This window comes from Arsukibacterium sp. MJ3 (assembly GCF_000987765.1).
In the GTDB taxonomy this organism is placed as follows: Bacteria; Pseudomonadota; Gammaproteobacteria; order Enterobacterales; family Alteromonadaceae; genus Alishewanella.
Map to the genome: position 1 here is coordinate 1 of NZ_LAHP01000007.1, position 25,484 is coordinate 25,484.

Below are 25,484 nucleotides of genomic sequence, written 5' to 3' on the forward strand. Positions count from 1 at the left end.
CTGCAACGACTTAATGTCAGCCAGCAAGATTGGCTAACACGCGCCACCCAATTCGAGACGCGCTACACCACTCTCTTTAGCCGACGCGCCCACCGCGACGCCGCCTGACCAACTCCCCCAAGCCCTGCTAATATAGTTACCGGCTATCCACCTGAAGTCCGGCAACCGTCATGTCTGAAATACCGTGAAAAATATATCAGGCGCAATTTATTACCTCTTTAACGCCCCTAGCCGCCATTATTTGCCGCATTAGCCCCTGCATAAACACATCAACATGTGTAATGGATAGCATTTCTGCTGTGCCTGTCCTATTTTCTCTATTTTCTTCTAAATTAGAGCAACAGGTCCATAATAAACGCAAAACTAACCCTTGGTACTTTATAATGCTGGGTAATGAGGCGACTAAAGCGGATAATCAGCGCGAAGCGATAGCCCTTTTTCGGCAGGCGTTGGCGTTAGATAGCAATATCCACGAAGCGTGGTTTGGGTTAGCGAAAAGCCATTTTGCTCTGAACAACAACATTAAAGCAGCGCAATACCTTGAACGCGCAAGGCGCACAGCATCGCTGTTGCCTGATAAAGAGCGCTACCAGCATAAGCTCTCGGCACTTAATCAACTCACCAGAGTGTGTCGGCACTGTTGAGCATTGCTATAGCATATTTCAGCACTTAAGTAACAATAGGGTGAATATCACCCCAATACTTTCTTTTATATAACACTAGGTTGCGTAAAGTATGGTTAGCCATTATCTATTTTGCAAAGCAGACTGCAATGCACCGACAAATATCTAAGCTGGGTGCCCTGATCCGGTTTTTCGTTTTACCGCAGTTTTCACATCTGTTTCACGGCACTGCTATTACGCTTCGATGGATAAACCATTGAAGAGGTGACACCATGCCGCGATCTGCTTTAAGTACCATTGCGCTGACTAATGTCAGCCACACATTCAACCACCATACGCATCAGGTACAGTTGTTCCAACAGCTGAGCCTGTGCATCGAGCAAGGGCAGTCTTATGCCATTACCGGCCCGTCGGGCTCGGGTAAATCCAGTTTGCTAATGCTAATGGCCGGCCTGGAGCAGCCAACCACCGGCCAGGTCGCTTACCTGCAGCACTGGCGCAGCGTGCCTTTGGCGCAACTACGCCAGGACATTGGTTTTGTGTTTCAGCAGTTTCATTTATTGCCGGAGCTGACAGCGCTGCACAATGTAGCCTTGCCACTTAAACTGCGCGGCGAGAAAAATGCTGAAGCCACGGCCAGCGCCTGGCTGGAAAAAGTCGGCCTGGGCCATAGGTTTCATCACAAACCGCAGCAACTGAGTGGCGGCGAGCAGCAACGGGCTGCCATCGCCAGAGCCTTAGTGTTTGAACCGAAGTTTATTTTTGCCGATGAACCCACCGGTAATCTGGATAGTAAAAGTGCCGCTGACGTTGCGGACATCCTGTTTGCCTGCTGTCAGCAAAACGGCGCCGCGTTAGTGATGGTTACTCATAACCCGCAACTGGCTGCACGGGCACAGCAGGTGTTTACCTTTAACAATGGTAACTTTGCACTGCTTGAAAAGGCGCAGATGGAGGTGCAAGGTGCTTCGTATTGATCCGCTACAAAATGGTCCAATTCGACATAGCTTGCAACTGGCCTGGTATTTTTATCAGCAGCACAAACACCATAGCAGCCAACGCGTGCTGCGCTGGGTACAGGGCATCTTGCTGGTATTTATTGTTACGCTAAGCCAGACCAGCGCCAGCATTCAGGCCTATCTTAGCAATAACTTGGCTAATCTGCTGGGGGCCGATTTGGTGCTCGCCCAACCACGCGCCCTTACTGCCAGCCAACACGCTGAACTAACCGCGATGGCAGAGCAAATTGTGCTAAGCCAAAGCTTAACCACTACCCTAACCCACAATAACCAGTGGCAGCGGGCGATACTTAAAGCCGTGGCAGAAGATTACCCGTTACAAGGTGAATTACGCAGCGCCGCATCAGCCGGCGGGCCTGACAGCGCAAGCAGCCAAGGCCCGGCAATCGGTGAAATTTGGCCCGACTCGCGCTTGCTGGCTAGCCTGGGGCTGCGCATTGGCGGGCAACTTAGTATTGGCGGCCACCGCCTTACCGTGTCGCGAGTCTTACTGCATGAGCCAGACCGGCTGATGGAAGGCCACAGCGTGGAGATGCGCGCCCTGTTGCATCGGCAGGACCTGCAGCGCTTCGCTGCACCCGACGATATTATTCAGCACCGTTATCTGGTTGCCGCTAATGCGCAGCAAATCGCCAACATTTTGCAGTGGCAAAAAACCCATTTACCAGCCGCGCAGCTGCACCATAAGCGCGGTGCTCACCCGTTGGCGTTGTTTTGGCAGCGCACGGAGAACTTTATTGGTTTAGCTTCCATCCTGCTATTTTTTATGGCTGCCATCGCTATGCAGCAGCTTAGCCGAGCGCAACTGCACCACCAACAATTTTTCAGCGCAGTGTGCTTAAGCCTGGGCGCGTCAAAACAGACTGCGCTGCAAATCTCGGTGCTGAAGTGGCTATTGGGCTTGCTGATGTTAATGCCGCAGGTGTTGGCGGTATCTGCGCTGTGTCACTTTGCAATGTTGAAATGGTTAACCAGCACTTTCATCTATCTGCAGTGGCAGCCAGACCTGGCGCTGGCGTTAAAAACTGTTCTCGCCACAGCAACGATTTTCTTCATCTTTAACTTACCGCTATGGCTGGGGCTGTGGCAATGCTCTGTTAGGCAGTTAATGTGTCCTCAGCCGCGCAACATCAGCAACGGTGTATTGCTGGGCTGCGCCTTGCTGGTGCTGGGGGGTGTGGCGGCACATTACTCGGATAATGGCCTGCTCACCGCCATGCTGCTCGGTTCCATGCTGGCAAGCATTGCGCTGCTGTTAGTGCTTAGTTATCTGGCGCTGACACTGGGCGAAAAGCTTAGCCAGCCGTTTTCTGGTTTGTTGCCGTTTGCCTTTTATATGATGAAGCAACGCCTGCTAAGCAAAACTACCCAGATTTTGGGCATAGGCTTAGCGGCCTTTTTATTGCTGTTTACTTTAATGCTGCTAAAAGATTTGGGCGACACGATGGCGGCTCATCAGCGAGAGCATGATGGCAACTTGTTGGTGACGCAGGCAAGCAACGCGCAAATGGCCGATATTCAGTTATGGGCAGCACAGCACGATATTGCCATTCGCCAGCATAAACCCTTTATGTACGTCCAATTTACTCACATCAACGGCGGCCTGCTGGCTGATGTAATGCAAAAACCCAGCGACAGTCTGGCAACGCTTATGCGCCCGGTGCGTTTACATTGGAGTGATGCCATACCCGGCAATAACCGGCTGGTTAGCGGTCAATGGTGGCAGAGTTCAACCGACAACTGGCAGCAGCTGTCGGTAGAGCAGGAAGTGATGACGGACCTTAGCCTGCAGTTGGGTGATAAGTTAGGCCTGGTGATTGCCGGGCAGTATATCGAGTTCAGCATTAGCGCCACGCACTCCTACCAGAGCGGCGCCGGCGCTATTACCTTCTGGCTGCAAATGCCGCCCGCCGCGCTTATGCATTTCAGCACACCACATTACAGTATGGCCAGCCTGGAGCTACAGCCACAGCAGTTTTCGTTAATGGGCCAGCTGTGGCAACAACACCCGTCGCTACGCATGGTATCGCTTCAGGAAATCACCCAACGCTTTGACAGCAGCCTGGCCATGGTAACGCAGGTGATCAGTGGCTTCTCGGGGTTAATTATGCTGCTTTCCGGCGTAGTTATTGTGTCTTCAGTGCATGCCGTTGAAGCCAAAGAGCAGAAAAAGAACAGCATTATTCTCAGTTTTGGCCTGGCAAAACGCACCTGTCTGCAACTAAATAGCATCGAGTGGCTGGTAACCGGTGCTATTGCCGCCGCTGGCGCCATTGTGGCCACCTGGCTGGCCGGCTGGCTGATTTATCAGTCGCAGTTCTCCCTAAACTACCAGCCCGACATTGGCTGGTTACTGGGCACTCTGGCCGTCATTGTAGCGCTGGTCACGGCGCTGGGTATGGTGCTGAGTAAAAAGAGTTTGTCCGGCTCTGTGCGCCAACTGATGGCGGAGTAAAGCCAGTGCTCAAAAAACACAGCAGCCATTTTTCACATGTTTTTTCACATTCGTTTCACACGGGCTTTGCCATGCTGGCAGCGCAACCCCATTGTTAAGGAATATTGAAATGAAACAACTGACCCTGTATATCCTGCTTGTTCTTACCCTGCTTAGCACGCTAACTAATCGCGCAGCCTTTGCTGTCGCGTCCGACAGCAAGCGTATTGTTATGGTGCTAAGTGGTTATGGCCAGCCAGAGCAACAAGCGCCGGGCTATGAGTTTGATGAATTTGCCAAGGCCTATTTGGTATTTCAGGCGCATGGTATTGCGGTGGATATTGCCAGCCCGCAAGGCGGCAACGTAGAAGCCGATAAATACGATCCGGCCAAACCTTATAATCAACAAGTGCTAAACGACGCGGCGATTATGGCGAAGTTAAACAATACCCTTAGCACAGCGCAGCTAAGGGCAGCTGACTATAGCGGCATTTTTATAGTTGGCGGTAAAGGTGCCATGTTCGACTTACCCAAAGATCCTGCTCTGCAGCAACTGATCGCCGGTATTTATCAGCAGCAAGGTTCAGTAGCTGCGGTATGCCATGGCCCTGCGGCACTGATCAACGTCAAATTAGCCGACGGCAGCTATCTGCTGGCGAATAAAGCGGTGAATGGCTTTACCAACGAAGAAGAGCGCTTGTTTGGTAAAAAATGGTTAGCACAGTTTGACTTTATGCTGCAGGACAAACTGATCGAACGCGGCGGCCGTTTTGAACACAGCCCGATGATGCTAAGCCATGTGGCGGTGGATAACCGGCTGATCACCGGACAAAACCCGGCCTCGACGGTGGCAACAGCCAGGGCGTTGCTGCAATCGCTGGACATTACCCTGCAACCGATGATGCCACACAAAGATGATGCCACCCTGGCGCTGGTGGCAGAGCTGTTGAAGGGCAACATTACTGCAGAGCTGGTGTTAGCTGCTAATGCCGCGCAGTATCAGCTTGAATTGCTGGGCATGTACGGGTATTACTATCTCAATAGCGCCGGTACTGCACAGGCACAACAGCATGCGCTAACGCTGATGCAAGCAGGCCAACGCGCCATAAACAACCCGTCGCTGGATATGGCTATTGCGCAAGCCCAGCTTAAACTGGGCGACAAGGCCGCAGCCCGGGCAACCCTGCAGCAAATTTTGGCCGCTAAGCCCGATTTCGCCGCAGCAACAGCATTACTAGCTGATTTGTAGCCTTAAACTGTATTGGAATGGATTGAGTGATGAACGAGCCCACCGCCCTGCAGGTACTGCTGATTGAAGATGAGCTGAACATTGCCAAAAACATAGCCGGCTATATGGAGCAAAAAGGTCATATCTTTGATTTTGCCAGCAATGGCAAACAAGGGCTGGCATTGGCGCTACAACAGCATTACGACCTGATCATTTTGGATTTGAATCTGCCGGGCATGGACGGCCTGCAAGTTTGCCGGCAAATCCGGCAACAGGCAGAGCGGCACATTCCGCTGTTAATGCTGACCGCCCGCGACAGCATCGATGATAAGCTGTCTGGCTTTCATGTTGGCACCGACGATTACCTGACAAAACCGTTTTCGTTACAGGAGCTGGAAGTACGCTGCCTGGCGTTGTCGCGCCGCCATCTGTTGCAGCGCCAACACACTATAACGTTGGGGCCGCTGCTGCTGGATAAAAAGCGCCGACTCGCCACACGCGATGGCCAGCCGCTGGCGCTAAGCACCATGGGCTATAAAATTCTGCTGCTGTTAGCTGAGGCCTACCCGCAAGTGGTCAGCCGCAGTGAACTGAGCCGGCAGCTGTGGCACGATGAACCAACAGAGTCTGACGCGCTGCGCTCGCATATTTATCAGTTACGCACGGTGCTGGATAAGCCTTTTGCTTATCCGCTGCTAAAAACCGTATTTGGCGTCGGTTTTACGCTGGAGATCGAAGCACAATGAGCGCCAAAACCCCGAGCAACACCGCGAAATTTCACAGTTTAAGCCGGCGTATCGTATTGCAGTTCTGTGTTTTCACTCTGGTGATTTCTGCGGTGTACGGCCTTATTTCTTTTACCCTGATGTACACGCTGGAAGACAGCTTTATTGAACAGCAGATGCAGCAGGAAGCAGACTACCTCAGCGCGCAGCAGCAGGCCAGCGGTCAGTGGCCACAGCCAATGCGCAGTAATATGCAACTGCACTTTAGCCGCAACACCTTACCAGATGAGATACGCCACAAAGCGTTAGCAGAGCCACGGCGCAAGGAGTTTTTTGGGGAGCAAGGCCGGCATTATCACATATATACGATTGCGACACAGCCAGAGGTGTTACTGCTGGCCGAGGTTAGCCAACAGTTACTGGTGCGGCCTATTCGTGGCGGTGTGCTGCAATTTTTGCTTATCAGCGCGCTGCTCGTCAGCAGCATTGCTTGCCTTATCGCCTGGTTTGTCAGCCGCAGAACCACCCGGCCGCTAAAACAACTGGCGGCACTGGTCGATAGTGCCCTGCCACAGCAGCTGCCGCAAGAGTTTGCCAGCCAGTTTCCCCACAACGAAGTGGGCATTCTAGCCCGCACTCTGGAGCAGAGCCTAGGCGGTATTGCCCGCGCACTGCAACGCGAAAAAAGCTTTACCGCTGATGTCAGCCACGAGCTGCGTACCCCGCTGGCAGTCATTAAAAACACGGTGGAGCTATGGCAAAGCCAACAAACTGGCAGCCAACAGACTGCTCACCCACAGACAGAACCTGGCTGCGATCAGCTGCTAATGGCGCAAATATATGATGCTGCTGAGCAAATGGAAAAAACCGTGCAAACCCTGCTTATTCTGGCCAGAGAGGAGCATGCCACCGATAAACACAGCAGCACTAACCTGATGCCGCTGGTGGAGCGGGCCATTTTAGATAACAGCCTACTACTGCAAGGTAAGCCAGTTACGGTGCAGCTGTGTGACAGTTGCCGGGTTACTATCAGCGCCAATGCCAACATGCTAAAAGTGCTGCTGGATAACTTGCTGAGTAACGCCTTTAAATACACCGAGTCAGGCGAGGTAAGTATTGCCTTTAGCGATAACAGTCTGCTGATCCGCGACACCGGCCCTGGCATAGCAGCCGATATTTACCCCCATATCACCGACTCTGGTGTAAAAGGAGCGCACAGTACCGGCTTAGGTTTTGGCTTAGCCATTGTAAAACGGCTTTGTGAACATCAGGGTTGGCAGATGACCGTCACCAACGGCCACGGCACCACAATCAGTATCTGCTTAAGTGACTGAGCCTGTTATAGTCCAAGGCCATATTTGATTTTGAAAGAACAGTTTAGTTATCACCCACCGCCACTCAAGCACCCTGCGGCTTGTTAAAGCAGCTTTTACGCATTAAACTGACCAGCATTAAGACCATTTAAAGGACCTGTTAAATGACCTCACGAATTTTAGCCGATGTCGCAGCAAGCATTACCGAGTTTAAAGCTAACCCAATGAAGGTAGCAAATAGCGGATACGGTGCCCCTGTTGCTGTGCTTAACCGCAACGAACCGGCGTTTTACTGCGTACCCGCCGAAGCTTATGAAATGATGATGGATAAATTGGAAGACTTAGAATTGCTGGCTATCGCTAAACATCGTATGGGCGAAGAGAGTATTCCGGTTAGTATCGATGCTCTATAAGCTCGGATTTAAAAAGAGTGCGTTGAAAGAATGGCAAAAGCTGGCTGTGCCATTGCAGCAGCAATTTAAAAAGAAACTGGTGCAACGTCTCGAAAACCCACATGTACCATCGGCAAAACTGTCTAGTGCAGAAAACTTATACAAAATTAAACTACGACAATCTGGCTATCGCTTGGTCTACCTGGTTGAAGACGATATTATCGTGGTTACCGTATTAGCTGTAGGTAAACGCGAGCGCAATGAAGTGTATACCAAGGCGTTACAACGATTACTGCCGTAACCCTTACTGCTCTTCTCATCAAGCCGGCTGCCGATCTGACTAGCCACTACTGCGTGCTCTTACTCGCCAATATCTTCAAACCACAGCTGCGGTTTTGCGGCAATAAAGTTCTGCATTAGGGTTTTACATTCGGCATTGTACTGGTTTTTCAAGGTTACCCCACGGCTCTGCAGATAGGCTTCTGGCCCCTGAAAAGTATGGTTTTCGCCAATAACTACCTTAGGAATGCCATATAGCAACACTGTGCCACTGCACATATCGCAGGGTGATAAGGTGGAATATAAGGTAGCGCGTTGATAATCCGCTGCCGTTAAGCGGCCGGCATTCTCCAAGCAGTCCATTTCTGCATGTAAGACACAACTGCCCTTTTGCACCCGTTGATTATGCCCGGCGCCAACAATTTTGCCATCGATAACCAGCACCGAGCCAATAGGAATACCGCCCTCAGCTAAGCTTTTTCTGGCCTGAGCGATAGCCGCCTGCATATAGATATCCGTCATATTTGAACCTCTGGTAACCATAATCATAATCATGGCCTAAAGGATACTGAACTCACTTTGCGGCCACTTTTTAGCTTAACATTAACAATTCATGCTACCAGCGCAAGCAATTTAGTATTAGCAGTATATTAGCTCTGCTGTTAACTGATTAACGCTTCCAGTTGGCTTTTGGTCAATGAACCACTTTTCCTGCTCACTTCGCTACCATTTTTAAAGACGATATCGGTCGGTAAACCTCTTACTGCGTAAAGCTTACTGAGCGTTGAGTTCAACGATACATCAACTTTAACCACCGTTACTTTACCGGCATATTACTTTTGTAGTCCAAGCAGAAATGAACGTTTGCGCTCAGCGAAAAGCAGACTTTCTGCCTGTTTAAAAGAAATGCTTATTAGATAGGTTTATAAACATCCGATCTATGCCCGACTTTTATAACGTGCACGACTACCTTGCTATCTTTGATTTCATAGATAATTCTGTATAGTCCTTGCCTTATACGGTAGAGATCTTGACCACTTAGCTTGATAGCGCCTTCTGTTCTTGGATTTTCAGCAAGCGAATCAATTTTGGATAATATTTTTTTTATATCGACTTTTGGCAGTGCACTTAAATCTTTGGCTACAGATTTCTTAAACGTTATTTTATATTTTTCCATCAGCTTGCAAACTGTTTAGTAATTCTTCATAAGATATTTCTGGTTCGTTGGCTCTTTGTCTTACCGCAGCAAGATCTTCTTGATCCTCACGCATAAGCAATCTTACCGCTTCATCGATAAGTTCGGATACAGAAGTATCTGACGAAGCCGCTCTAAGCTTTAACGCTTGATGAATAGATGGTTCAAAGTAAACGGTTGATCGTTTGGATAAAGTGCTCATAAATCACCTCAAATAGAATGACACTACAACACTATAGCATCATAACGTTTTAGTGGCGAGTGCTAGCACTGTCTCTTCAATCCAGCAGCCGCAAATGTGCATAAAGGGCCGCGCACCATTACCCCTCCTGGATGAGCCTACAGCAATAATCCTGTCACCAGGCAGCCAACAGCAGTAATCGAAAAGTTACCATTTATAAAATCCTTTACCACGTAGTTATTAACATCAAGTATGATTAGCTGTTGAACCCTTGGCAATGCGACAGCATTCAGCTTTCGATTAACCGCCACCCGTTTGCGGTGCTTTAATTTTCAAAGCCAGTTAGTTTCTATGTCATATGAGAACGTATAATTAATTTATTTTAACTGCTGTTTTAGTAAGTCGACCACCGGCTGAAATTCTGCTTTGTTTTTATCGTTTAAAGCAATAAGGGCTTGATGTGCCCGCAGGATCATCCCGCCTGTTTCTTGCTCATTGTATAGCGCTGCGTCAATAGTAGTCATATCAAAAGTGTGATGGGTAGGCTGCTGAATAATAGTAAATGCCTGGTCCAGACATAAGCCAAACAGCAGCTCATTAATGTCGGGGTCGGTGGAAAAAAGCGTCGGTTTTGGCAGCTGTTGTTGCTGACAATAGCGCGCCAGACTGGCCAGCAAGCCAACATGCGTGCTGTCGATAAAACTGGCTTCGTTTAAATCGATCGCGACACGGGCGCAAACAACATTTTCTCTAAAAAGCCGCTCAATTACATCATCCAACGCGGTAGCATTGGTATAACGCAACTCGCCACATAACTTGAAATAACAACCGTGTTCAACACAGGCAAACAGAATTTGTGGCTCCATCGGTGGTACTCCGATTCTCGGCTAACACGAAGCGACTCAGCTTGGTTTTTGGCTTGGTGTTTGGCTTCGTGTTACTTTTAGTATCGTTAAGTCGTCTGGTAAGGGCTGTTCAACATCGATGGCCAGACGCTGTAATAATTCCGGTAATTCAGTATTAACAACATCCTGTTGCTGTAAAAATTGCAACTTCAGCTTGGTTGTAGCCTGTGGCAATAAATCTAATAAGCCGTCAGAGCATAATAATAAGCTACTCCCGGCAGCAAGGCTAAGCGTTTGATTATGATAACGGGCAAAGTCAAACATGCCTACCGGCGTGCTTTTCAATTGGAGGTAGCGGCTGGTTGCCCGCTGTTGTAATGGCTTTTTTTGCAATAGCGGCCAGGGAAACGCACCCGCATTAGCGTAGGTTAGCTGATGCGTGCGGGTATCTAAAACCGCATAAAAAAGCGCAATGTATTTTTTAATATTTTCCCGCAGTAACTCGCTGTTTAGTGCATGTAACAGTGCGGCAGGATCGAGCAAAGTAGCGTCACTGCGTTGCTGATAACGTTCAACATAAGTACTGATAAAGCGTTTCAGGTAAACGGTAACAAAAGCAGAAGCCACCCCATGGCCAGAGACATCGGCGATATAAAACACCACCTGATGCTCATCAGCATTAAAATAATCGACAAAATCGCCACTCAAATAATCGGATGGGTATAACACATGGCTAAAATGATAGTCACCGCAGCTAAACCGGGCTGGTGGTAACAGGTTAAACTGCAGCTGCTTACCCGCCCGCTCACCGGCTTGCAGTTCAGCTAATGTCTGCTGCAACTGTTGATTACTGGCAGCCAGTTGTGAGGTTCGTGCTTGCACCTTTGCTTCAAGCGTTGCATTTAATTGCGCCAATTGTTGAATAGCAGTAAAAGCCCGCAGTGCAGAAAGTACCGTTGTAGTAAGACGCTGCACGGTAAGTTCAGTTTTTGAGCGATAGTCATTGATATCATAATCTTGCACTACCTGCTGCTCGGGCGCCTGTCCCGGCTGGCCGGTGCGTAACACTATGCGTACCAGATGATTTTGCAACGTGTCGCGGATATAGCGAACTAACGTTAGGCCCGCATCATCGGTTTCCATCACCACATCTAACAAAATTAAGGCGATATCGTTATGCGCAGCCAAAATGGGTTTAGCTGCAGCAGCACTATACGCATGAATAAATTTAAGCTTGTGGTTTTTAAAACAAAAGTCGCGTAATGCCAGCAGTGTTACCTGATGTATTTCCGGATCATCGTCAACAATAAGCACTGTCCAATACTGATACTCAGCCATTGGTGCGCCATTGTCTTCTGCAAACATCATCAGCTCATGATGGGAAGCCGACGCTTCCCGAGCTTTAGTGTTGTCCTTGGGAGCAACATTGTGTGCCATCCAGCGATTCCTCACATTAATGAATGTGCTTACTGACGGTAGCATAGTTAAGCAGGAGCGAAAACACCCAACTCTCAGATACTGGTAACACAATTTTCTCCTAGTAAAAATTACCGGCTAGTTAGCTAAAGTATGCAATTAATACGCTAATAAGCAACCACTAATAGTCGGCAACTCCATGAGCAATAACAGGTCTTTAATAAAACGCTGGAAGAGCTTAAAGCAGCGCTGAAAGAAAATCAGCCGCCGCAATTCGAAACCGCTTTACGTCAGTCGTTAACGACTATGCAGGAATGCCATGATGAAATGCGGGCACTGAAAAAAGCAACCAGTCATTAAATAATGGCGGGGTAAGCTAATAAAAAAACGGCCTTTTTGGCCGTTTTTTTACGGCAGCCATTTATTGCAGGCTAAGTGCATAGAATAAGCGCATTGAACCGGCCGGTTACTGACCCCAGGCGTTACTGAATATTATGCTGCTGTAGCCAAAGCTCCAGTAAGGTTACCTGCCATAGTTTAGACCCAAATTTACCGGTGTAGTGCTCTGGCGCGGCTAGCATGGCATCAATGTACTTTAAGTTGAACAGTTTACGCTGGCGGGCTACCGGCTGACTGAATGCCTCTTTAGCCATCTCAAGATACTCTCCCTGCATTTGTCGTAGAGCCGGCACCGGAAAATAGCCTTTGGGCCGGTCAATCACTGCCGCTGGAATAATCTCCCGGGCGACTTGCTTTAACAAGTACTTTCCGCCGTCCCGCAGTTTTAACTGGTGTGGCATCTGAAAAGCCAGTTCAACCAGTTCGTGATCAAGAAAAGGTACCCGCGCTTCTAACCCGAACGCCATGGTCATGTTGTCAACCCGCTTAACCGGATCGTCCACCAGCATCACCGCGGTATCAAGGTGCAGAGCTTTATCTACCGGCAACTGCGAGCTACACGAGGCAAAATAGTGCTGCACCAATTTTAGTGACTCATTGCTAACGCAATACTCTGGTGCCAGCACCTGAGCCAGCCCTGCCTCATCCCAGGAAAAATAAGATTTGGCGTAGCATTCTGCCGCTTCATCATTACTGGTATCAGTCATGGGTGGATACCAGTGATACCCGGCAAATACTTCATCAGCACCTTGGCCGCTTTGTACCACTTTCACATGCTCACTGACGGCTTTGGACAGCAAATAAAAACCAATGACATCGTGGCTGACCATCGGCTCTGACATAGCCTCAATACAAGGACGTAAATGGGTTAACAGCGTCTCGTGTTGGGCAAATATTTTATTGTGCTCGGTATCATAATGGCTGGCGATAATGTCAGAGTATTTAAATTCATTGCCTTCTTCGTCTGCCACATTGTCAAAACCAATGGAAAAAGTATGTAAGTGCTTTACACCAAGCTCACTTAACATGCCCACCAATAATGAAGAATCTACGCCTCCGGATAACAATACCCCTACTGGCACATCAGCTTCCAATCGCCGTTTCGTACTGGTAAATAACGCTGTTTTTAACGCCTGCTGCCAATCCTGCTCACTACGGCTATTTTCATCGTCAACCACGGTGTTCAGTTGCCAGTAACGGCCTTGTTCAACCTCGCCCTGCGCACTGACGCGCAGCCAATGCCCGGGAAGAAGCTTTTTCACACCACTAAACAGCGTATCTGAGCCGACAATAGCCCTGAAAGACATATATTGATGTACCCCAAGCGGGCTGAGTTCACTGGGCACTTCAGCGCATTTTAATAAAGAAGGTAACGTTGAAGAGAACCAGAAACCCTGTTGGTTGTGATAATAATACAAGGGTTTAATACCCAGCCGATCCCTGGCAAAAAATGTGCTGTTAGAGTCTCGATGCCAGATGGCAAACGAAAACATACCATTGAAACGGTTCATACATTGCTCTTGCCACTGGGCGTAGGCTTTTAAAATAACTTCGGTGTCACTGGTTGAAAAAAACTGATGCCCGAGCTGCTCCAGCTCCCGGCGCAGCGCTTTGTAATTGTAAATACAACCGTTAAAAACAATGGTTAAACCAAGCTTGGCATCATGCATGGGCTGCGCACCAGCTGATGTCAAATCAATAACTTTAAGTCGCTGATGACCAAAACAAATATTACCCTGAGCTGCCACACCCCAACCGTCTGGGCCACGTGGCGCCAAGTTATTTAACATTGCATCTACATGATAAGTTGATGCATTCCCTTGAAAACTAATTTCTCCTGCTATTCCGCACATATTTACCCTCATACTAATTTTCTGACAGTCGCAGAGGTTACCAAGCCTGTAACTGGCTAAAATTAAACGTTCTAACTCCAGAATTTTGGTTATCTCAATGTATGCAAAAGTTAGTTTAGCTGTAAATCTCAATATTTGGTGGCGCAACTGTATTTATTTGCTGTGCTACACTTTAACTTTTACATAACAAATATAGGGATTTATCAAGATGCATATCTGTATTTTATCCACGGATCAGGAAAAAGATGATCATAGCTTACTAGAGGCAGCAAAGGCTAAAGGCCATCATGTGGAGCTGTGTAATATCAGAGATATCAGTATGGTACTGAACAATGACGAGTCAGTTATCTATTGTCGCGAACAGAATATAACCAAAACCTTTGATGCAATAGTGCCGCGGTTAAATGTCAGCTTTACAGATTACGGCACCAATGTATTGCAGCAATTTATTTGCAGCCAAACTTATGTCAGCGAGTCACCTTCAGCACTGCGTCTGGGACGCGACAAGTTAAAAAGCCTGCAGTACTTGCTGGCCAGAGGTTTACCCTTTCCGGCTACCGCCATTGCTTATTCGCCACAGGGTTTCCGGCAACTGGCAACAACCATTGGCACACCAATGATTGTTAAACTGATTGAAAGCACCGAGGGCAACGGTATTTTTTTGGCTCACAACTTAAAAGAAATGGACAATTTAGTGAACACACTTGGCCAACTGGGTGCCTCTTATGTTATTCAATCTTTCGTGGAAGAAGCCGCAGGCACAGATGTCAGAGCCTTTGTGATTGGTGGTAAAGTGGTAGCGGCCATGTGTCGGCGCTCTAAGGATGGTGATTTCAGATCCAACGTTGCACTGGGCGCTCACTCGGAAGCCTATGAGTTAACGGCCGAAGAGGAAGAAATAGTATTGTCGGCTACGGCTGCTATTGGTATTAATATTGCCGGAGTCGACTTTGTTCACTCTGACAAAGGTCCACTGTTGCTGGAAATTAATATCTCCCCCGATTTTACTGGCGAGCAGGGCATTGAATGTATTACCGGGGTAAATATAGCCGATGCTATTATCGACCATGTCGTGGCACAAGTGGGCAACTTTTATGAGCATCGCTATACTAGTGCAAAAGTACTTGAATCACCGAGGGAGATTTTATGTGCCGATGGATAGCCTACACCGGCAGACCTATTTATCTGGACTCGCTAGTAACCAAACCTGATCATTCATTGGTGGTGCAAAGCCAGCATAGCCAGATGAATTATACAACTAGTGGTGAGCTACTGAGTATTAACGGTGACGGCTTTGGTATTGGCTGGTACGATAAACGTGAAACACCGGGCCTGTTTAAAGATGATTTACCAGCTTGGCACAATACCAATCTTGACAGCCTCTGTCACCAAGTAAAGTCTCACATGTTTTTGGCACATATCAGAGCTACAACAACCGGCGATATTCAACGTTCAAATTGCCACCCGTTTCGTTATAAAAATTGGTTATTTCAGCATAATGGCCATATCACCAATTTCAGCAAACTACGCCGCCAACTGCAATTAAAAATAGCACCCGAGCTTTTTCCGCTATTACAAGGTACCACAGACAGCGAAACTTTTTTTTTCATGGCAATTACCTATGGCCTGCTGGACAACCCAAAATCAGCAATGCAAAAAATGGTTAGAGAAGTACTACAAATATTAAGCAGCGAAGACCAAAACAGTGTGCTTAACTTGTCGTGCGCCATTGCCGATGGTGAAAAATTATATACTTTACGCTATTCCTACAACGAAGCGCCGATGACCCAATTTGTTTCAAACGATAGCAATTGTCTACAAGAGTTTTCCGTCGATAAACCGCGGATCCCTGCGGGTAGCACCATAATCGTATCTGAGCCGTTGGACAATATCAGCGACAAATGGACTAAAATTCCAAATAATTCGTTTACTACTGTTTATCTTAATCAAGTGACTACAGAACGGTTTCTTGACGACTAACCTGTCCCCTCTGTTGTTACACCAGCGGTGCGGTTTGCTCGCCGTCTTTCTCTGCCGGTGGTAGCATATCTTCCCGCTGGATCCCCAGCGTTTGTGCAATGGCACTGGCAACATAAACCGACAGCCGCCTGATTGTTTACAATGAATGTAATAGTGAAGAAGGTACTGGCGGCGCCCGCGGCTGAAGCACACGTAAACACACTGTGGCAAACTTGCCAGCAATACTAGTTAGTTTTTCTGGGGCAATATGGCGGCAATTATTGTTGTTATCGGTAATTAAAACGGCTGGCGGTGGGTCGTCATTGTCATTGGCAGTTACTAAGGTGTAGTGATGCAGCGCCGGGGTTAGCGCTTGCAGTTGCGAGTCGCCCAGTGGTGCAATACGGCTGTCTTGCACTGCCAATGCTTGCAGCGAGCACAATAAGCTAAAATACACCAGTATGGCGAAACGACTTAGCCAACGCATAACACCTCATGATAACAGTATGCACACTGCTTATCTCAGGTACATATTGTTATGATGAGGCTTGTACCGGTGCAGCAAAAGCCATAGCAATACAAATATTTAGTGGTATTACACCTCTTTACCGGATTTTGAAAATATCAGCTGGCAAAGGCCCCTTATTTTTTAGGCTTAGGTGGATTAACCAACGATAACTGATACACATCATGCCGCCGATCTTTCATAGTGTGCACACTTCCATGTGTGTGCAGCTCTTTTAGTAAATCGAGATTAACATCAACAATCAGCAACATTTCAGAATTTGGCGTGGCTTCGGCTTTGATGCCGGTAGTTGGAAAGGAAAAATCGGATGGGGTAAACAAGGCCGACTGCGCATACTGAATATCCATATTATTTACCCGGGCCAGGTTACCCACTGCGCCGGCAATGGCCACATAACATTCATTTTCAATAGCCCTGGCCATGGCGCAGTGCCGTACCCGGGTATAGCCGTTCTGGGTGTCTGTTAAAAAAGGCACAAACAAGATGTTCATACCCTGATCAGATAATAAGCGGGCGTATTCCGGAAATTCGACATCGTAACAAATCATAATGCCAATTTTGCCGCAGTCAGTATCAAATACCTCTACCTTACTACCGCCAGTCATGGCCCAATTACGTTTCTCCGATGGGGTAACATGTACTTTGTCATATTGCTCCCAGCTACCATCACGCCGACATAAAAAGCCACTGTTGTATAACTTACCATTTATCAGATACGGCATACTGCCGGTGATAATATTGATGTTATAAGCAATAGCAAAATCGACAAATTTATCCCGAATAGTTTCAGTGTATTTTGCCAGTTCCCGAATGCTTTGCGTCACACTTAAATGGTTATAATGTGCCATTAGTGGCGCGGCAAACAGCTCTGGAAATAAAATAAAGTCGCTTTTATAGTCTGATACCGCATCAACAAAAAACTCCATTTGCTCAAACAGTTTGTCAATGTTTTCCATGCTGCGCATCTGCCATTGCACCAAGCCTAATCGCACTTCTGCTTTTGGGGCATTAATCAGCTTTACCGACTTAGTGTAATAAATGTTCAGCCACTCTAGCAAAGTAGCATATTCCAACGATTCAACATCGCCCGGAATATACCCTTTTAACAATTTTCGAACGTGAAAACCATTGGCCAGCTGAAAGCTCAGTACCGGATCGTATAGCTCTTTACGTTTAACTTTTTCAATATATTGCTTGGCACTTAAGGTGTCGGCATGTTGCTCATAATTTGGCATTCTGCCGCCGGCCATAATAGCCCGTAAATTTAAGTTTTCACATAATTCTTTACGCACATCATATAAGCGACGGGCCAAACGTAAGCCACGGTAATCCGGATGAATAAACACTTCAATGCCATATAACACATCGCCGTTCGGGTCATGATTATCAAAAGAACAACCCGAGATTATTTGCTCATAGGTGTGGTCATCACTAAATTTGCTGTAATCAATAATTAACGAAAAGGCACAGCCAACTACTTTACCATCGACACAAACACATATCTGGCCATCGGGAAACTTGGTCAGTAAGGTATCAACCACATCTGCCGTCCAAGTTAGAAGCGGGCCAGTTTGATAAACCTGTTCGGACGCCTCGCGCAGCTCTGCCATATCCTGATTGGTAAGATGGCGAATTTCGACATGATTGGCTTCCATAACATCTCCTAAATACTTACTGTTTATAACGGCTAATTACCGCGGAATTTTTACCGTAAAACAGCTGCCGGCGCCCGGCGTACTGCTCACTTCAATGACACCATGGTGTTTCTCGACAATGCTGCGGGATAGCGACAACCCAAGGCCCGTGCCCTCGCCTTTAGGTTTAGAGGTATAAAACGGTTCAAAAATACGGGCTAGCTCGGCATCGTCCATTCCTTTACCATTGTCAGACACTTCAAACCACACCCAGGAATTATCAAAACCAGTGGTTATCCGGATAATACCATCCTGCTCTATTGCCTGCGCTGCATTTACCAACAAATTCAATAATACCTGATTCAGCTGCGATGGAATACACCGTAGTTTTGGCAGCTCGGTAAAGTCTTTAATAACTTCTGCTTTATACTTAAGCTCATTACCAACCAGATTAAGGGTAGACAATATCCCCAGCTGCAAGTCCGCTTCAACAAATTCAGCTTCGTCAATATGCGAAAAATCTTTTAAATCGCGGATAATTTCCACAACTCGGCTGAGCCCCTGCTCTGATTCCTTTACTAGCTTCGGTAAATCGGCACAAACATAGTCAAAATCAAACTGGGCCCACAAAGCGCTGCGAGACACTTCGTTAACTTGTTGACTCAGTAGTTTTACCAAATTAATTAAACTATTGGAGTACTCGGCCAGCACTGTCATATTAGAAGCAACATAGCCAATAGGATTATTAATTTCGTGCGCCACACCAGCCGCCAACTGACCCAGCGAAGCCAGCTTTTCAGACTGTAACAACCGCTCTTTCATCACCGCAAGTTCAGCGTACAACTGCGCCAGTTGCTCTGGGCTTACCGTTTCAGGCTGCTTCATTGCTGCCCTAGTTTGCTTGTCAGTTGTTTCTGGTACTCACTAAACGCCATCTTAATTTCCTGACGTAATTCATTGTCTTGCCATGGTTTAGTCATAAATTTATAAATAGCCCCTTTGTTAATAGCGTCCGTAACCGAGCGTAAATCAGTGTAACCCGATAACACAATACGGATAGTATCAGGATACATATCTTTAACCTGACTTAGAAACTCAGTGCCACTCATGCCCGGCATCCGTTGATCTGAAACAATGACCTGCACTTGATTTATCGCCAGAATTTCAAATGCTTGCATGGCACTGGTACAGCTTAAGATCTGATAGCCTTCACGCCGCATTACCCGCACTAATGCACTTAAAATATTCTCTTCATCATCCACCAACAGCAAGGTTTTACCACCCTTCACTAACTCTGGTCGAATCACACGATTCTGCTGATAATTGGTTAAGTAAAGCTCCAACCTGTCTGCTGGCATCGGCTTACCAAAATAATAGCCTTGGTATTCATCACATAAGCTTTTTCTCAGTAAAGCAGCCTGCGCTTCGTTCTCTACCCCTTCAGCAATAACTTTAATATCCAAATGGTGCGCCAATCCAATAATAGCTTTACTGATTGCAGCATCCCGTTTATCTGAAACAATATCCTGAATAAAAGAACGATCTATTTTCAACTTATCTATTGGCAAGCGTTTTAAATAGCTCAGACTGGAGTAGCCTGTACCAAAATCATCTATTGAAATTTTTACACCATGTTGTCGTAACTGTTGCAGTTTTAAAATCACTTGCTCGGTATTTTCAAACAATAACGATTCGGTGAGTTCAATTTCAAACCAGCGTGGGTCTAAGCCATTTTGCGCTATCGTCTGTTGTAAGTTCTCAACAAAATCAGCACGACCAAACTGAATAGACGACACATTTACTGCCATTACCACACAGCTAATACCGCGCTCTATTAGTGATTTATTGTATTGACTGGCAGTATTAATTACCCAGTTACCTAAGGGTATTATCTCACCGGAATTCTCGGCTAGTGGAATAAACTCATCCGGGCTGATAAAGCCCAGCTCCGGGTGTGGCCAGCGCAGCAGTGCTTCCAGCCCGACCACATCACCACTTAACGCATCGATTTGCGGCTGGTAATACAACTCAAATTCTTCGTTAACAATGGCTTTTTTCAATTGTGCCCGTAAATTTAGTTTTTTGCCTGATGCAATATCAAGTTCGCTGCTATACCACTGAAAATTATTGCGACCCAATTGTTTAGCCCGATACATCGCCAAATCGGCCTGTTGTACTAAGTGCATCGGCTCAGTTAATTGTTCATCCGATACGCTAATACCAATACTGGCCGAAATATGCAACGTCTCACTGTTAATCTGCAACGGGCTGGCAACAACCTGTAAGATCCGCTCTGCCACTACCACAATTTCAGCCTTATCATTAAGATCTGTTAGCAACAACGCAAACTCATCGCCGCCAATTCTAGCCAGCGTATCGCCCGGCCTGATACAAGATATTATTCGCAGCCCGGTTTGTTTCAATACTTCATCACCGGTTAAATGGCCAAGGCTGTCATTAATTATTTTAAAACTATCTAGATTGATAAATAATATTGCTACTTTTTGTTGGCGGCGCAATCCGGTCAACCAGCTTTGGCTAAGCCTGTCTTCAAGTAACGCCCTGTTAGGCAAACTGGTTAATATGTCATGCGAAGCGTGGTAAGCCAGTTCTTGTTCATAACGTTTTTGCGCGGTAATGTCAGTTTGCACGCCAATGTAGTGGGTAATAGCGCCACTGTCGTTCGGTACCGGGGCTAAAAAAAGCTGATTCCAGAACAAGCTGTTATCTTTACGATAGTTTTTAATGATCACATTGCATTCTTGCTTAGTGGCTATCGCGCGCCGAATTTGGTTTATCGCCAGAACATCAGGTTCTGCGCCTTGCAGTATACGGCAGTTTTGACCAATCATTTCTTCTGCACTATAACCAGTTAATCGCTCAAACGCTGAATTGATATAGCTTACCGGCTGGTCAGGTTTGGTCAGATCAGAAATTACCACACCATTGGAGGTTGCATCAACGGCCCGTTTAAACAGCTGTAATTGCTGCTCAGCTTTTAATCGCTGAGTAATGTCTTTAGATATACCGATGACCCCGGTCACCTTGTCATCTTCTCTGGTGGTAACTATCGAAATGTATAACTCCAGCTGCTTTCCCGTTCTGGAAACAATGGACGCTTCAAATCGTTCAGGATTACCAGCCAGTACACTGGCAAAATGCTGATGCACCCTGGCCAGATGTTCAGGCAAAATAACCTGCTCATAATGCATGGTTTTAATTTTAGCTAAGCTGTGCTCTAGGAGTTGGCATCCCGCTTGGTTCATGTCAATGAAGTAACCTTTTGGGTTAATAACATAAACCGGTTCCGGATTAAAATGAAATAATGAGCGGTAGCGCTGTTCACTTTGCTGCAGCTGATGTTTGTGCCTGGCCCGTTCTATCGCTACTGCGGCAAAACGGCTACAGGTAATCATCAATTCTAACTCATCTTTGGTAGCGTTGCGGCTTTGGGTGCAATACAACGCAAAGGTACCCAGCACATTATCCTGCAAAGACACCATTGGCATCGACCAGCACGCTAGTAATTCATTCGCCACTAGCACAGGTGCAGCCGCCCGCCATTTTTCGTCGTTCGCAATAGACGCCACTAACACCAGACTTTTATGATAAGCGGCAGTACCACAACAACCTTGATTATCAGCAACCGTAAAACGGTGTAGTGCGGTTTTACACGCCGGGCTAAGTGAAGGCGCCGCAGCAAGTTCAAGCTGTTGGCTATTTTCTAACATTACAGCAGCGCGAACTGTACTATTTTGCCGCTCGGCCATTTGGCAAATGCTATTAAATATCACCGTTAATGGCTGCTCAGTAGACATCATTCTCAGCACTGTTTGCTGATCATTCTGGTATTGTTCAGCTTTAATATTGTCAGTAGCATTTCTGGCGGTTGCGTACAGTAAACCGAGGCTGGCAACATAATTGGCCTCCCACGTTAAATACACTTCACTGCCATCTTTACGTAAATAACGGTTTCTAAAACCAGAGATTAACTTGCTTGTCTCAAGTATTTTTTGATAGACATTATCTGTAATAATTTTATCGTCCGGATGAACAAAATCAATAAATGCCCGGCCTAACAATTCATCCTCCCGGTATCCAAGGATGTGCTGACACGACGCACTTATCTGAACCAAGTTGCCTTGACGGCTAATAACGCAAATCATATCTGCAGAATTGGTCATGATCTGTTGATGTTGCCGCTCTAACCGCTGTAGTTCAGCGATGTTCTGTCGCAACGTATTGTTGCTGACTAACAGCCGGGCACGATGACGTTGGCTTTGCTGATAGAGCTTTTGACTTAACATCACCAGCACGGTGGCTAACCAGCCAGCCAGCAGCATAACCTCGGCGGAAAGCAAAGAACTTGTCGCATCTGTTTTTAAATTAGTAAAAACCTGCAACTGCCAGCGCTGTCCAGGCACAACATCAATGTCAAACGAGTCAATATACGTGGTGTGCGGTATTGCTGTCTTAGAATCGTACAACCTGCTCTGCGATTGCCGCGTCAACAGTTGGATAAAGTAGCCCTTGGGCACTATGCCATGCAAAACATGATTTAACGCTTTGGAAAAGTCGACACTAGCCACCAATTGCTTCACGCCTGCTTGATTAACAGATGGCAGCGTAACCATTAAAAAGGCATGATCGATTGCACTGTCGTAGTAAATGCTAATTTCCTGCGCGTTTTGCCAGGCAGGCAGTTGTTGAAATAGCAGGTTTTGTTGCTGTAAATACTGATTAAACCATGGCAACTCATGCTGTTGCTGCGCTTTTGCATACAACAATTGCCCAGCAGCGCCCTGCACCGCTAAATAATCAATGTAAGGAAAATCACGTAAATAACTCTGAAACTCAACCTCAACATAAGACAGCGCCAGCGTAGTATCAGCCACATTAAGACGTTCAGCCAGGCGATTTAATAATCCACGCTGCTGTGCCACCAACTCATCAACATTATGTTGCAGCCGGTCGGCCAGGTCATTGGTTGTTTGCCTGACCTCAGTTTGCAATTGATAAGCAAAATTAAACCATAACGAGGTGGCTGCAAAGGTAATAAAGCCAACTAGAAGCCAGTTGCTGCCACGAGAATAGTCGCTGTAGGCTCGCCGTTTAACATAGGGCGCAGCCCAACTTGCCACGGCTAATATGATGAGTAGCAACGCCGAATATGCTGCTGCGGCAGTGTTAAAGTTAAACGCACCTAAACCTAAGTTGAGTTCGACAACAAGACGAGTGCGGGCCAGCAGTATAAATAAACAGAATGCTATCGCTACAAGATGACACAACAGCCTTAGCTTAAAAAGCCCAGACCAGGTTTTGTAATACCAATCAACAAACCAAGGTAAACACAACAACAATAACACGATACTTTGCCATAATGGCAGCCTGCTTTGGCTGCTTAACCAGCTTGGGGTTGCGGTATTCAAAACCGGCTGATACCAAAGCAGCCCCGCTATGGCAATAGTGGTAATGATCAGCAGCCCGGCAAAACAGAGATAGCGTTTATTACTAACTGCAGCAAACAGAAATAGCACTGTCGCCAATAACGCCAACGCAGTATCGGGTAACTGCATCAACCAATGATCAGTGTTATCTTTAAACAGTAAGGTTTTTAGCAACACCAGTGAAACCGCAAATAACACAATCATCAAGCTGCTGAAGAACACACTACTCCAGATTAAACTGCTGAGCCGAAGCCGATTATTTATCATGTTTTTATTGGCTGTCTCCATTAAGCTCCTTGATACAGTTCATTAAAATAAGTTTGCTACAGGGCTTGGTCAAAATAGCATCTAACAGCAATTCCGGATGTTTTTGACGTAGCGCTAAATTTACATTAGCGCTTATTAACACCCGCTTAATTAGCGGGTAGCGTTGTTGTAATTGCCATAACAGATCAGTGCCATTTATTCCTGGCATTTGCTGATCTACAAATATCATATGCATGTTTGCCAATTCAGGCTCTGACCAAACCTGTTCTGGCCATTGCAAAAAATGACAGTGGTGAGCTTCGCGGTGCAACATACGCTGGTAAGCGCTCAGCACAAAAGCATCATCGTCAATAAATAACAGGTTAAGCATGGCCCAGTTGCCGTAGGTTACTCTTAAGCTCAGCCAGTAACACCCGCCAGGCAGGTTCGAACGTTGGTAAGTAATCTGTTAAGCGTTGCTGATTCCACTGTCTGGCAGCGTCTTCAATTTTCTGACACAACAACATAAACTGACAGGCACCAACTAAACCGCACATTCCTTTTAAGCTATGGCTTAGCCTAGCGATTTCTGCGACATCTTGTTGTTGTGCTGCCTGTTGCAATTGCTCAGTATAGTCAGTTGCTTCGTCCCGAAAGCCAACCAACGCCGGAATAATAGTGTCGGCATGGCTATCACCATACATCTCGATAAGTATTGATATGTCTAATATTGGCGGGTCGGCTGAATTAATCATAACCGGTATCTTGCTTATTTTCATTAAGCTCGATTATTGGCCGGCTGCAGCTTTGTGTCCACCAGTATGCTAGCCGTTTAAGTAACAGCAGTACCTGACTATGATGCTTAATGTTGACATTGCTTAGTTCCAGCGCTAAAGGTTTTAACTTTTCCAGTCGCTGCTGGTATAACAGCCAAAAATCTAGGCGTTGATCTTTATTTTTAATATTTTTTGCAATATGAAACAAATAATCTGATGCTTCGCAGGCTCTTTTTCGCTCACTTTCAATGGCGATTGGTTTGCAGTTACCCACAAACACATTGTGAAAACAGCTAAGAAGAAAAGCAAAATTACGCATGCGTCGGTCAAGCTGAAAATAGCCGGTAGTAGCATTTTCCGGCCATATTAAAAAATCTTTTTGAGCGCTTTTAGTGTCCTCAACCTCGATCTGCTCAGCACTCTTGGCTTTGGTTTCTGGCAACTCACGCACAATGGCAACCCGCAGTCTGCGATCGGGCTCTGGTTCGGTGTCGGGAGCAATAGCCAAATTGGCCATAAGGTCCATATAATGCGCAGCCGGCGCGATCACTTTGTCATGCTGCAAATGGTATTGAATTTTTTTGGTTAACTGTGCTGACGTAATCGGCTTGACTAAAAAATCATTTACATCAAAAGCAATACTTTGTTCAATAAACTCGCGGTAGGCATTGCCTGAAAAGATAATGATCGGGATATCGTGCGAGGTACTGCCAAACATGCCGGCACGCAATCGCTGCACCAACTCTAAGCCAGAAGGTGCTTTCATTTCAATATCAGTAATTAATAAATCAATTGCTTCATTTTGCAAAAAATCTGACGCTGTTTTGCCATCAGGTGCTTTTAACGCCTGGCAACCGATAATCTTATTGGTAACACCATACAAAAAATCGCACATCAGGTTGACGTCATCAACTACCAAAACTTTAATATTTCGAATTAACATAGTAATTTACGTTACCTCAATCCTTACCAAAATACAGCTATTCTTTATAGC

The 25,484-nt window shown here is 46.6% G+C and carries 23 protein-coding genes and 1 pseudogene; 10 read left to right on the top strand and 14 right to left on the bottom strand.

Annotated features, from left to right (window positions below; genetic code table 11):
• Window positions 1-383 precede the first annotated feature (383 nt).
• From VT06_RS06835 to VT06_RS06870, 8 genes are all read left to right on the top strand, one after another.
• Window positions 384-644, top strand: coding sequence for a tetratricopeptide repeat protein (locus VT06_RS06835; RefSeq protein ID WP_046553552.1), 261 nt, complete (start codon window positions 384-386; stop codon window positions 642-644).
• Between the two features lie 251 nt (window positions 645-895).
• A complete protein-coding gene (locus VT06_RS06840) occupies window positions 896-1,600 on the top strand; it encodes an ABC transporter ATP-binding protein (RefSeq protein ID WP_046553553.1) in 705 nt (234 codons plus the stop codon).
• Window positions 1,587-4,097: an ABC transporter permease gene (locus tag VT06_RS06845; RefSeq protein WP_235357378.1), complete on the top strand. Its 2,511-nt coding sequence runs from the start codon at window positions 1,587-1,589 to the stop codon at window positions 4,095-4,097. Before VT06_RS06840 ends, VT06_RS06845 begins: the two co-directional genes overlap by 14 nt.
• Window positions 4,098-4,206: 109 nt before the next feature.
• Window positions 4,207-5,325 (top strand): type 1 glutamine amidotransferase domain-containing protein, encoded by a 1,119-nt coding sequence (locus VT06_RS06850; protein ID WP_046553554.1) that lies wholly within the window; start codon window positions 4,207-4,209, stop codon window positions 5,323-5,325.
• Between the two features lie 29 nt (window positions 5,326-5,354).
• A complete protein-coding gene (locus VT06_RS06855; RefSeq protein WP_046553555.1) occupies window positions 5,355-6,050 on the top strand; it encodes a response regulator transcription factor in 696 nt (231 codons plus the stop codon).
• Complete coding sequence (locus tag VT06_RS06860) at window positions 6,047-7,363, top strand: HAMP domain-containing sensor histidine kinase (RefSeq protein ID WP_046553556.1); 1,317 nt, start codon at window positions 6,047-6,049, stop codon at window positions 7,361-7,363. Before VT06_RS06855 ends, VT06_RS06860 begins: the two co-directional genes overlap by 4 nt.
• 143 nt (window positions 7,364-7,506) lie before the next feature.
• Window positions 7,507-7,755 (top strand): type II toxin-antitoxin system Phd/YefM family antitoxin, encoded by a 249-nt coding sequence (locus tag VT06_RS06865; protein ID WP_046553557.1) that lies wholly within the window; start codon window positions 7,507-7,509, stop codon window positions 7,753-7,755.
• Entirely contained in the window at window positions 7,745-8,035 is a 291-nt protein-coding gene (locus tag VT06_RS06870; protein ID WP_046553558.1) for a type II toxin-antitoxin system RelE/ParE family toxin, read from the top strand. Before VT06_RS06865 ends, VT06_RS06870 begins: the two co-directional genes overlap by 11 nt.
• Before the next feature lie 59 nt (window positions 8,036-8,094).
• On the opposite strand, the gene VT06_RS06875 is transcribed toward VT06_RS06870, so the two are convergent.
• The 7 genes and pseudogenes from VT06_RS06875 to VT06_RS06900 form a co-directional block, all read right to left on the bottom strand.
• Window positions 8,095-8,535, bottom strand: coding sequence for a nucleoside deaminase (locus VT06_RS06875; protein ID WP_046553678.1), 441 nt, complete (start codon window positions 8,533-8,535; stop codon window positions 8,095-8,097).
• Between the two features lie 140 nt (window positions 8,536-8,675).
• A pseudogene (locus VT06_RS18830) lies at window positions 8,676-8,834 on the bottom strand (thioredoxin family protein); the annotation flags it as partial.
• Window positions 8,835-8,926: 92 nt separating this feature from the next.
• The gene (locus VT06_RS06880) at window positions 8,927-9,190 is read right to left on the bottom strand and encodes a type II toxin-antitoxin system RelE/ParE family toxin (RefSeq protein WP_046553559.1); all 264 of its coding nucleotides are present in this window, start codon (window positions 9,188-9,190) and stop codon (window positions 8,927-8,929) included.
• Window positions 9,177-9,410 carry a ribbon-helix-helix domain-containing protein gene (locus tag VT06_RS06885; protein WP_046553560.1) on the bottom strand — a complete coding sequence of 78 codons (234 nt, stop codon included), beginning with the start codon at window positions 9,408-9,410 and terminating at the stop codon, window positions 9,177-9,179. The genes VT06_RS06880 and VT06_RS06885 overlap by 14 nt, the downstream gene beginning before the upstream one ends.
• 356 nt (window positions 9,411-9,766) lie before the next feature.
• Window positions 9,767-10,255 (bottom strand): STAS domain-containing protein, encoded by a 489-nt coding sequence (locus VT06_RS06890; RefSeq protein ID WP_046553561.1) that lies wholly within the window; start codon window positions 10,253-10,255, stop codon window positions 9,767-9,769.
• Window positions 10,256-10,291: 36 nt separating this feature from the next.
• Window positions 10,292-11,671 (bottom strand): PP2C family protein-serine/threonine phosphatase, encoded by a 1,380-nt coding sequence (locus tag VT06_RS06895; RefSeq protein WP_052750186.1) that lies wholly within the window; start codon window positions 11,669-11,671, stop codon window positions 10,292-10,294.
• A gap of 461 nt (window positions 11,672-12,132) precedes the next feature.
• Complete coding sequence (locus VT06_RS06900) at window positions 12,133-13,914, bottom strand: N-acetylglutaminylglutamine amidotransferase (RefSeq protein WP_369796893.1); 1,782 nt, start codon at window positions 13,912-13,914, stop codon at window positions 12,133-12,135.
• A 196-nt stretch (window positions 13,915-14,110) separates the two neighbouring features.
• On the opposite strand from VT06_RS06900, the gene VT06_RS06905 reads away from it, so the two are divergent.
• Window positions 14,111-15,064, top strand: coding sequence for a RimK family alpha-L-glutamate ligase (locus tag VT06_RS06905; RefSeq protein WP_046553562.1), 954 nt, complete (start codon window positions 14,111-14,113; stop codon window positions 15,062-15,064).
• Window positions 15,049-15,882, top strand: coding sequence for a class II glutamine amidotransferase (locus VT06_RS06910; protein ID WP_046553563.1), 834 nt, complete (start codon window positions 15,049-15,051; stop codon window positions 15,880-15,882). The genes VT06_RS06905 and VT06_RS06910 overlap by 16 nt, the downstream gene beginning before the upstream one ends.
• Before the next feature lie 136 nt (window positions 15,883-16,018).
• On the opposite strand, the gene VT06_RS06915 is transcribed toward VT06_RS06910, so the two are convergent.
• The 7 genes from VT06_RS06915 to VT06_RS06945 all read right to left on the bottom strand — a co-directional run bounded on the left by VT06_RS06915 (window position 16,019) and on the right by VT06_RS06945 (window position 25,433).
• Window positions 16,019-16,348, bottom strand: coding sequence for a hypothetical protein (locus VT06_RS06915; protein WP_052750187.1), 330 nt, complete (start codon window positions 16,346-16,348; stop codon window positions 16,019-16,021).
• 155 nt (window positions 16,349-16,503) lie between these two features.
• The gene (locus tag VT06_RS06920) at window positions 16,504-18,042 is read right to left on the bottom strand and encodes a bifunctional GNAT family N-acetyltransferase/carbon-nitrogen hydrolase family protein (protein WP_046553564.1); all 1,539 of its coding nucleotides are present in this window, start codon (window positions 18,040-18,042) and stop codon (window positions 16,504-16,506) included.
• A 36-nt stretch (window positions 18,043-18,078) separates the two neighbouring features.
• A complete protein-coding gene (locus tag VT06_RS06925) occupies window positions 18,079-18,906 on the bottom strand; it encodes a sensor histidine kinase (RefSeq protein ID WP_046553565.1) in 828 nt (275 codons plus the stop codon).
• Window positions 18,903-23,756, bottom strand: coding sequence for an EAL domain-containing protein (locus tag VT06_RS06930; protein ID WP_200897928.1), 4,854 nt, complete (start codon window positions 23,754-23,756; stop codon window positions 18,903-18,905). Before VT06_RS06930 ends, VT06_RS06925 begins: the two co-directional genes overlap by 4 nt.
• Window positions 23,740-24,105, bottom strand: coding sequence for a response regulator (locus VT06_RS06935; RefSeq protein ID WP_046553566.1), 366 nt, complete (start codon window positions 24,103-24,105; stop codon window positions 23,740-23,742). The genes VT06_RS06930 and VT06_RS06935 overlap by 17 nt, the downstream gene beginning before the upstream one ends.
• Window positions 24,098-24,469 carry an Hpt domain-containing protein gene (locus VT06_RS06940; RefSeq protein WP_046553567.1) on the bottom strand — a complete coding sequence of 124 codons (372 nt, stop codon included), beginning with the start codon at window positions 24,467-24,469 and terminating at the stop codon, window positions 24,098-24,100. The genes VT06_RS06935 and VT06_RS06940 overlap by 8 nt, the downstream gene beginning before the upstream one ends.
• The gene (locus VT06_RS06945; RefSeq protein WP_046553568.1) at window positions 24,462-25,433 is read right to left on the bottom strand and encodes a response regulator; all 972 of its coding nucleotides are present in this window, start codon (window positions 25,431-25,433) and stop codon (window positions 24,462-24,464) included. Before VT06_RS06945 ends, VT06_RS06940 begins: the two co-directional genes overlap by 8 nt.
• Between the last annotated feature and the right edge of the window lie 51 nt (window positions 25,434-25,484).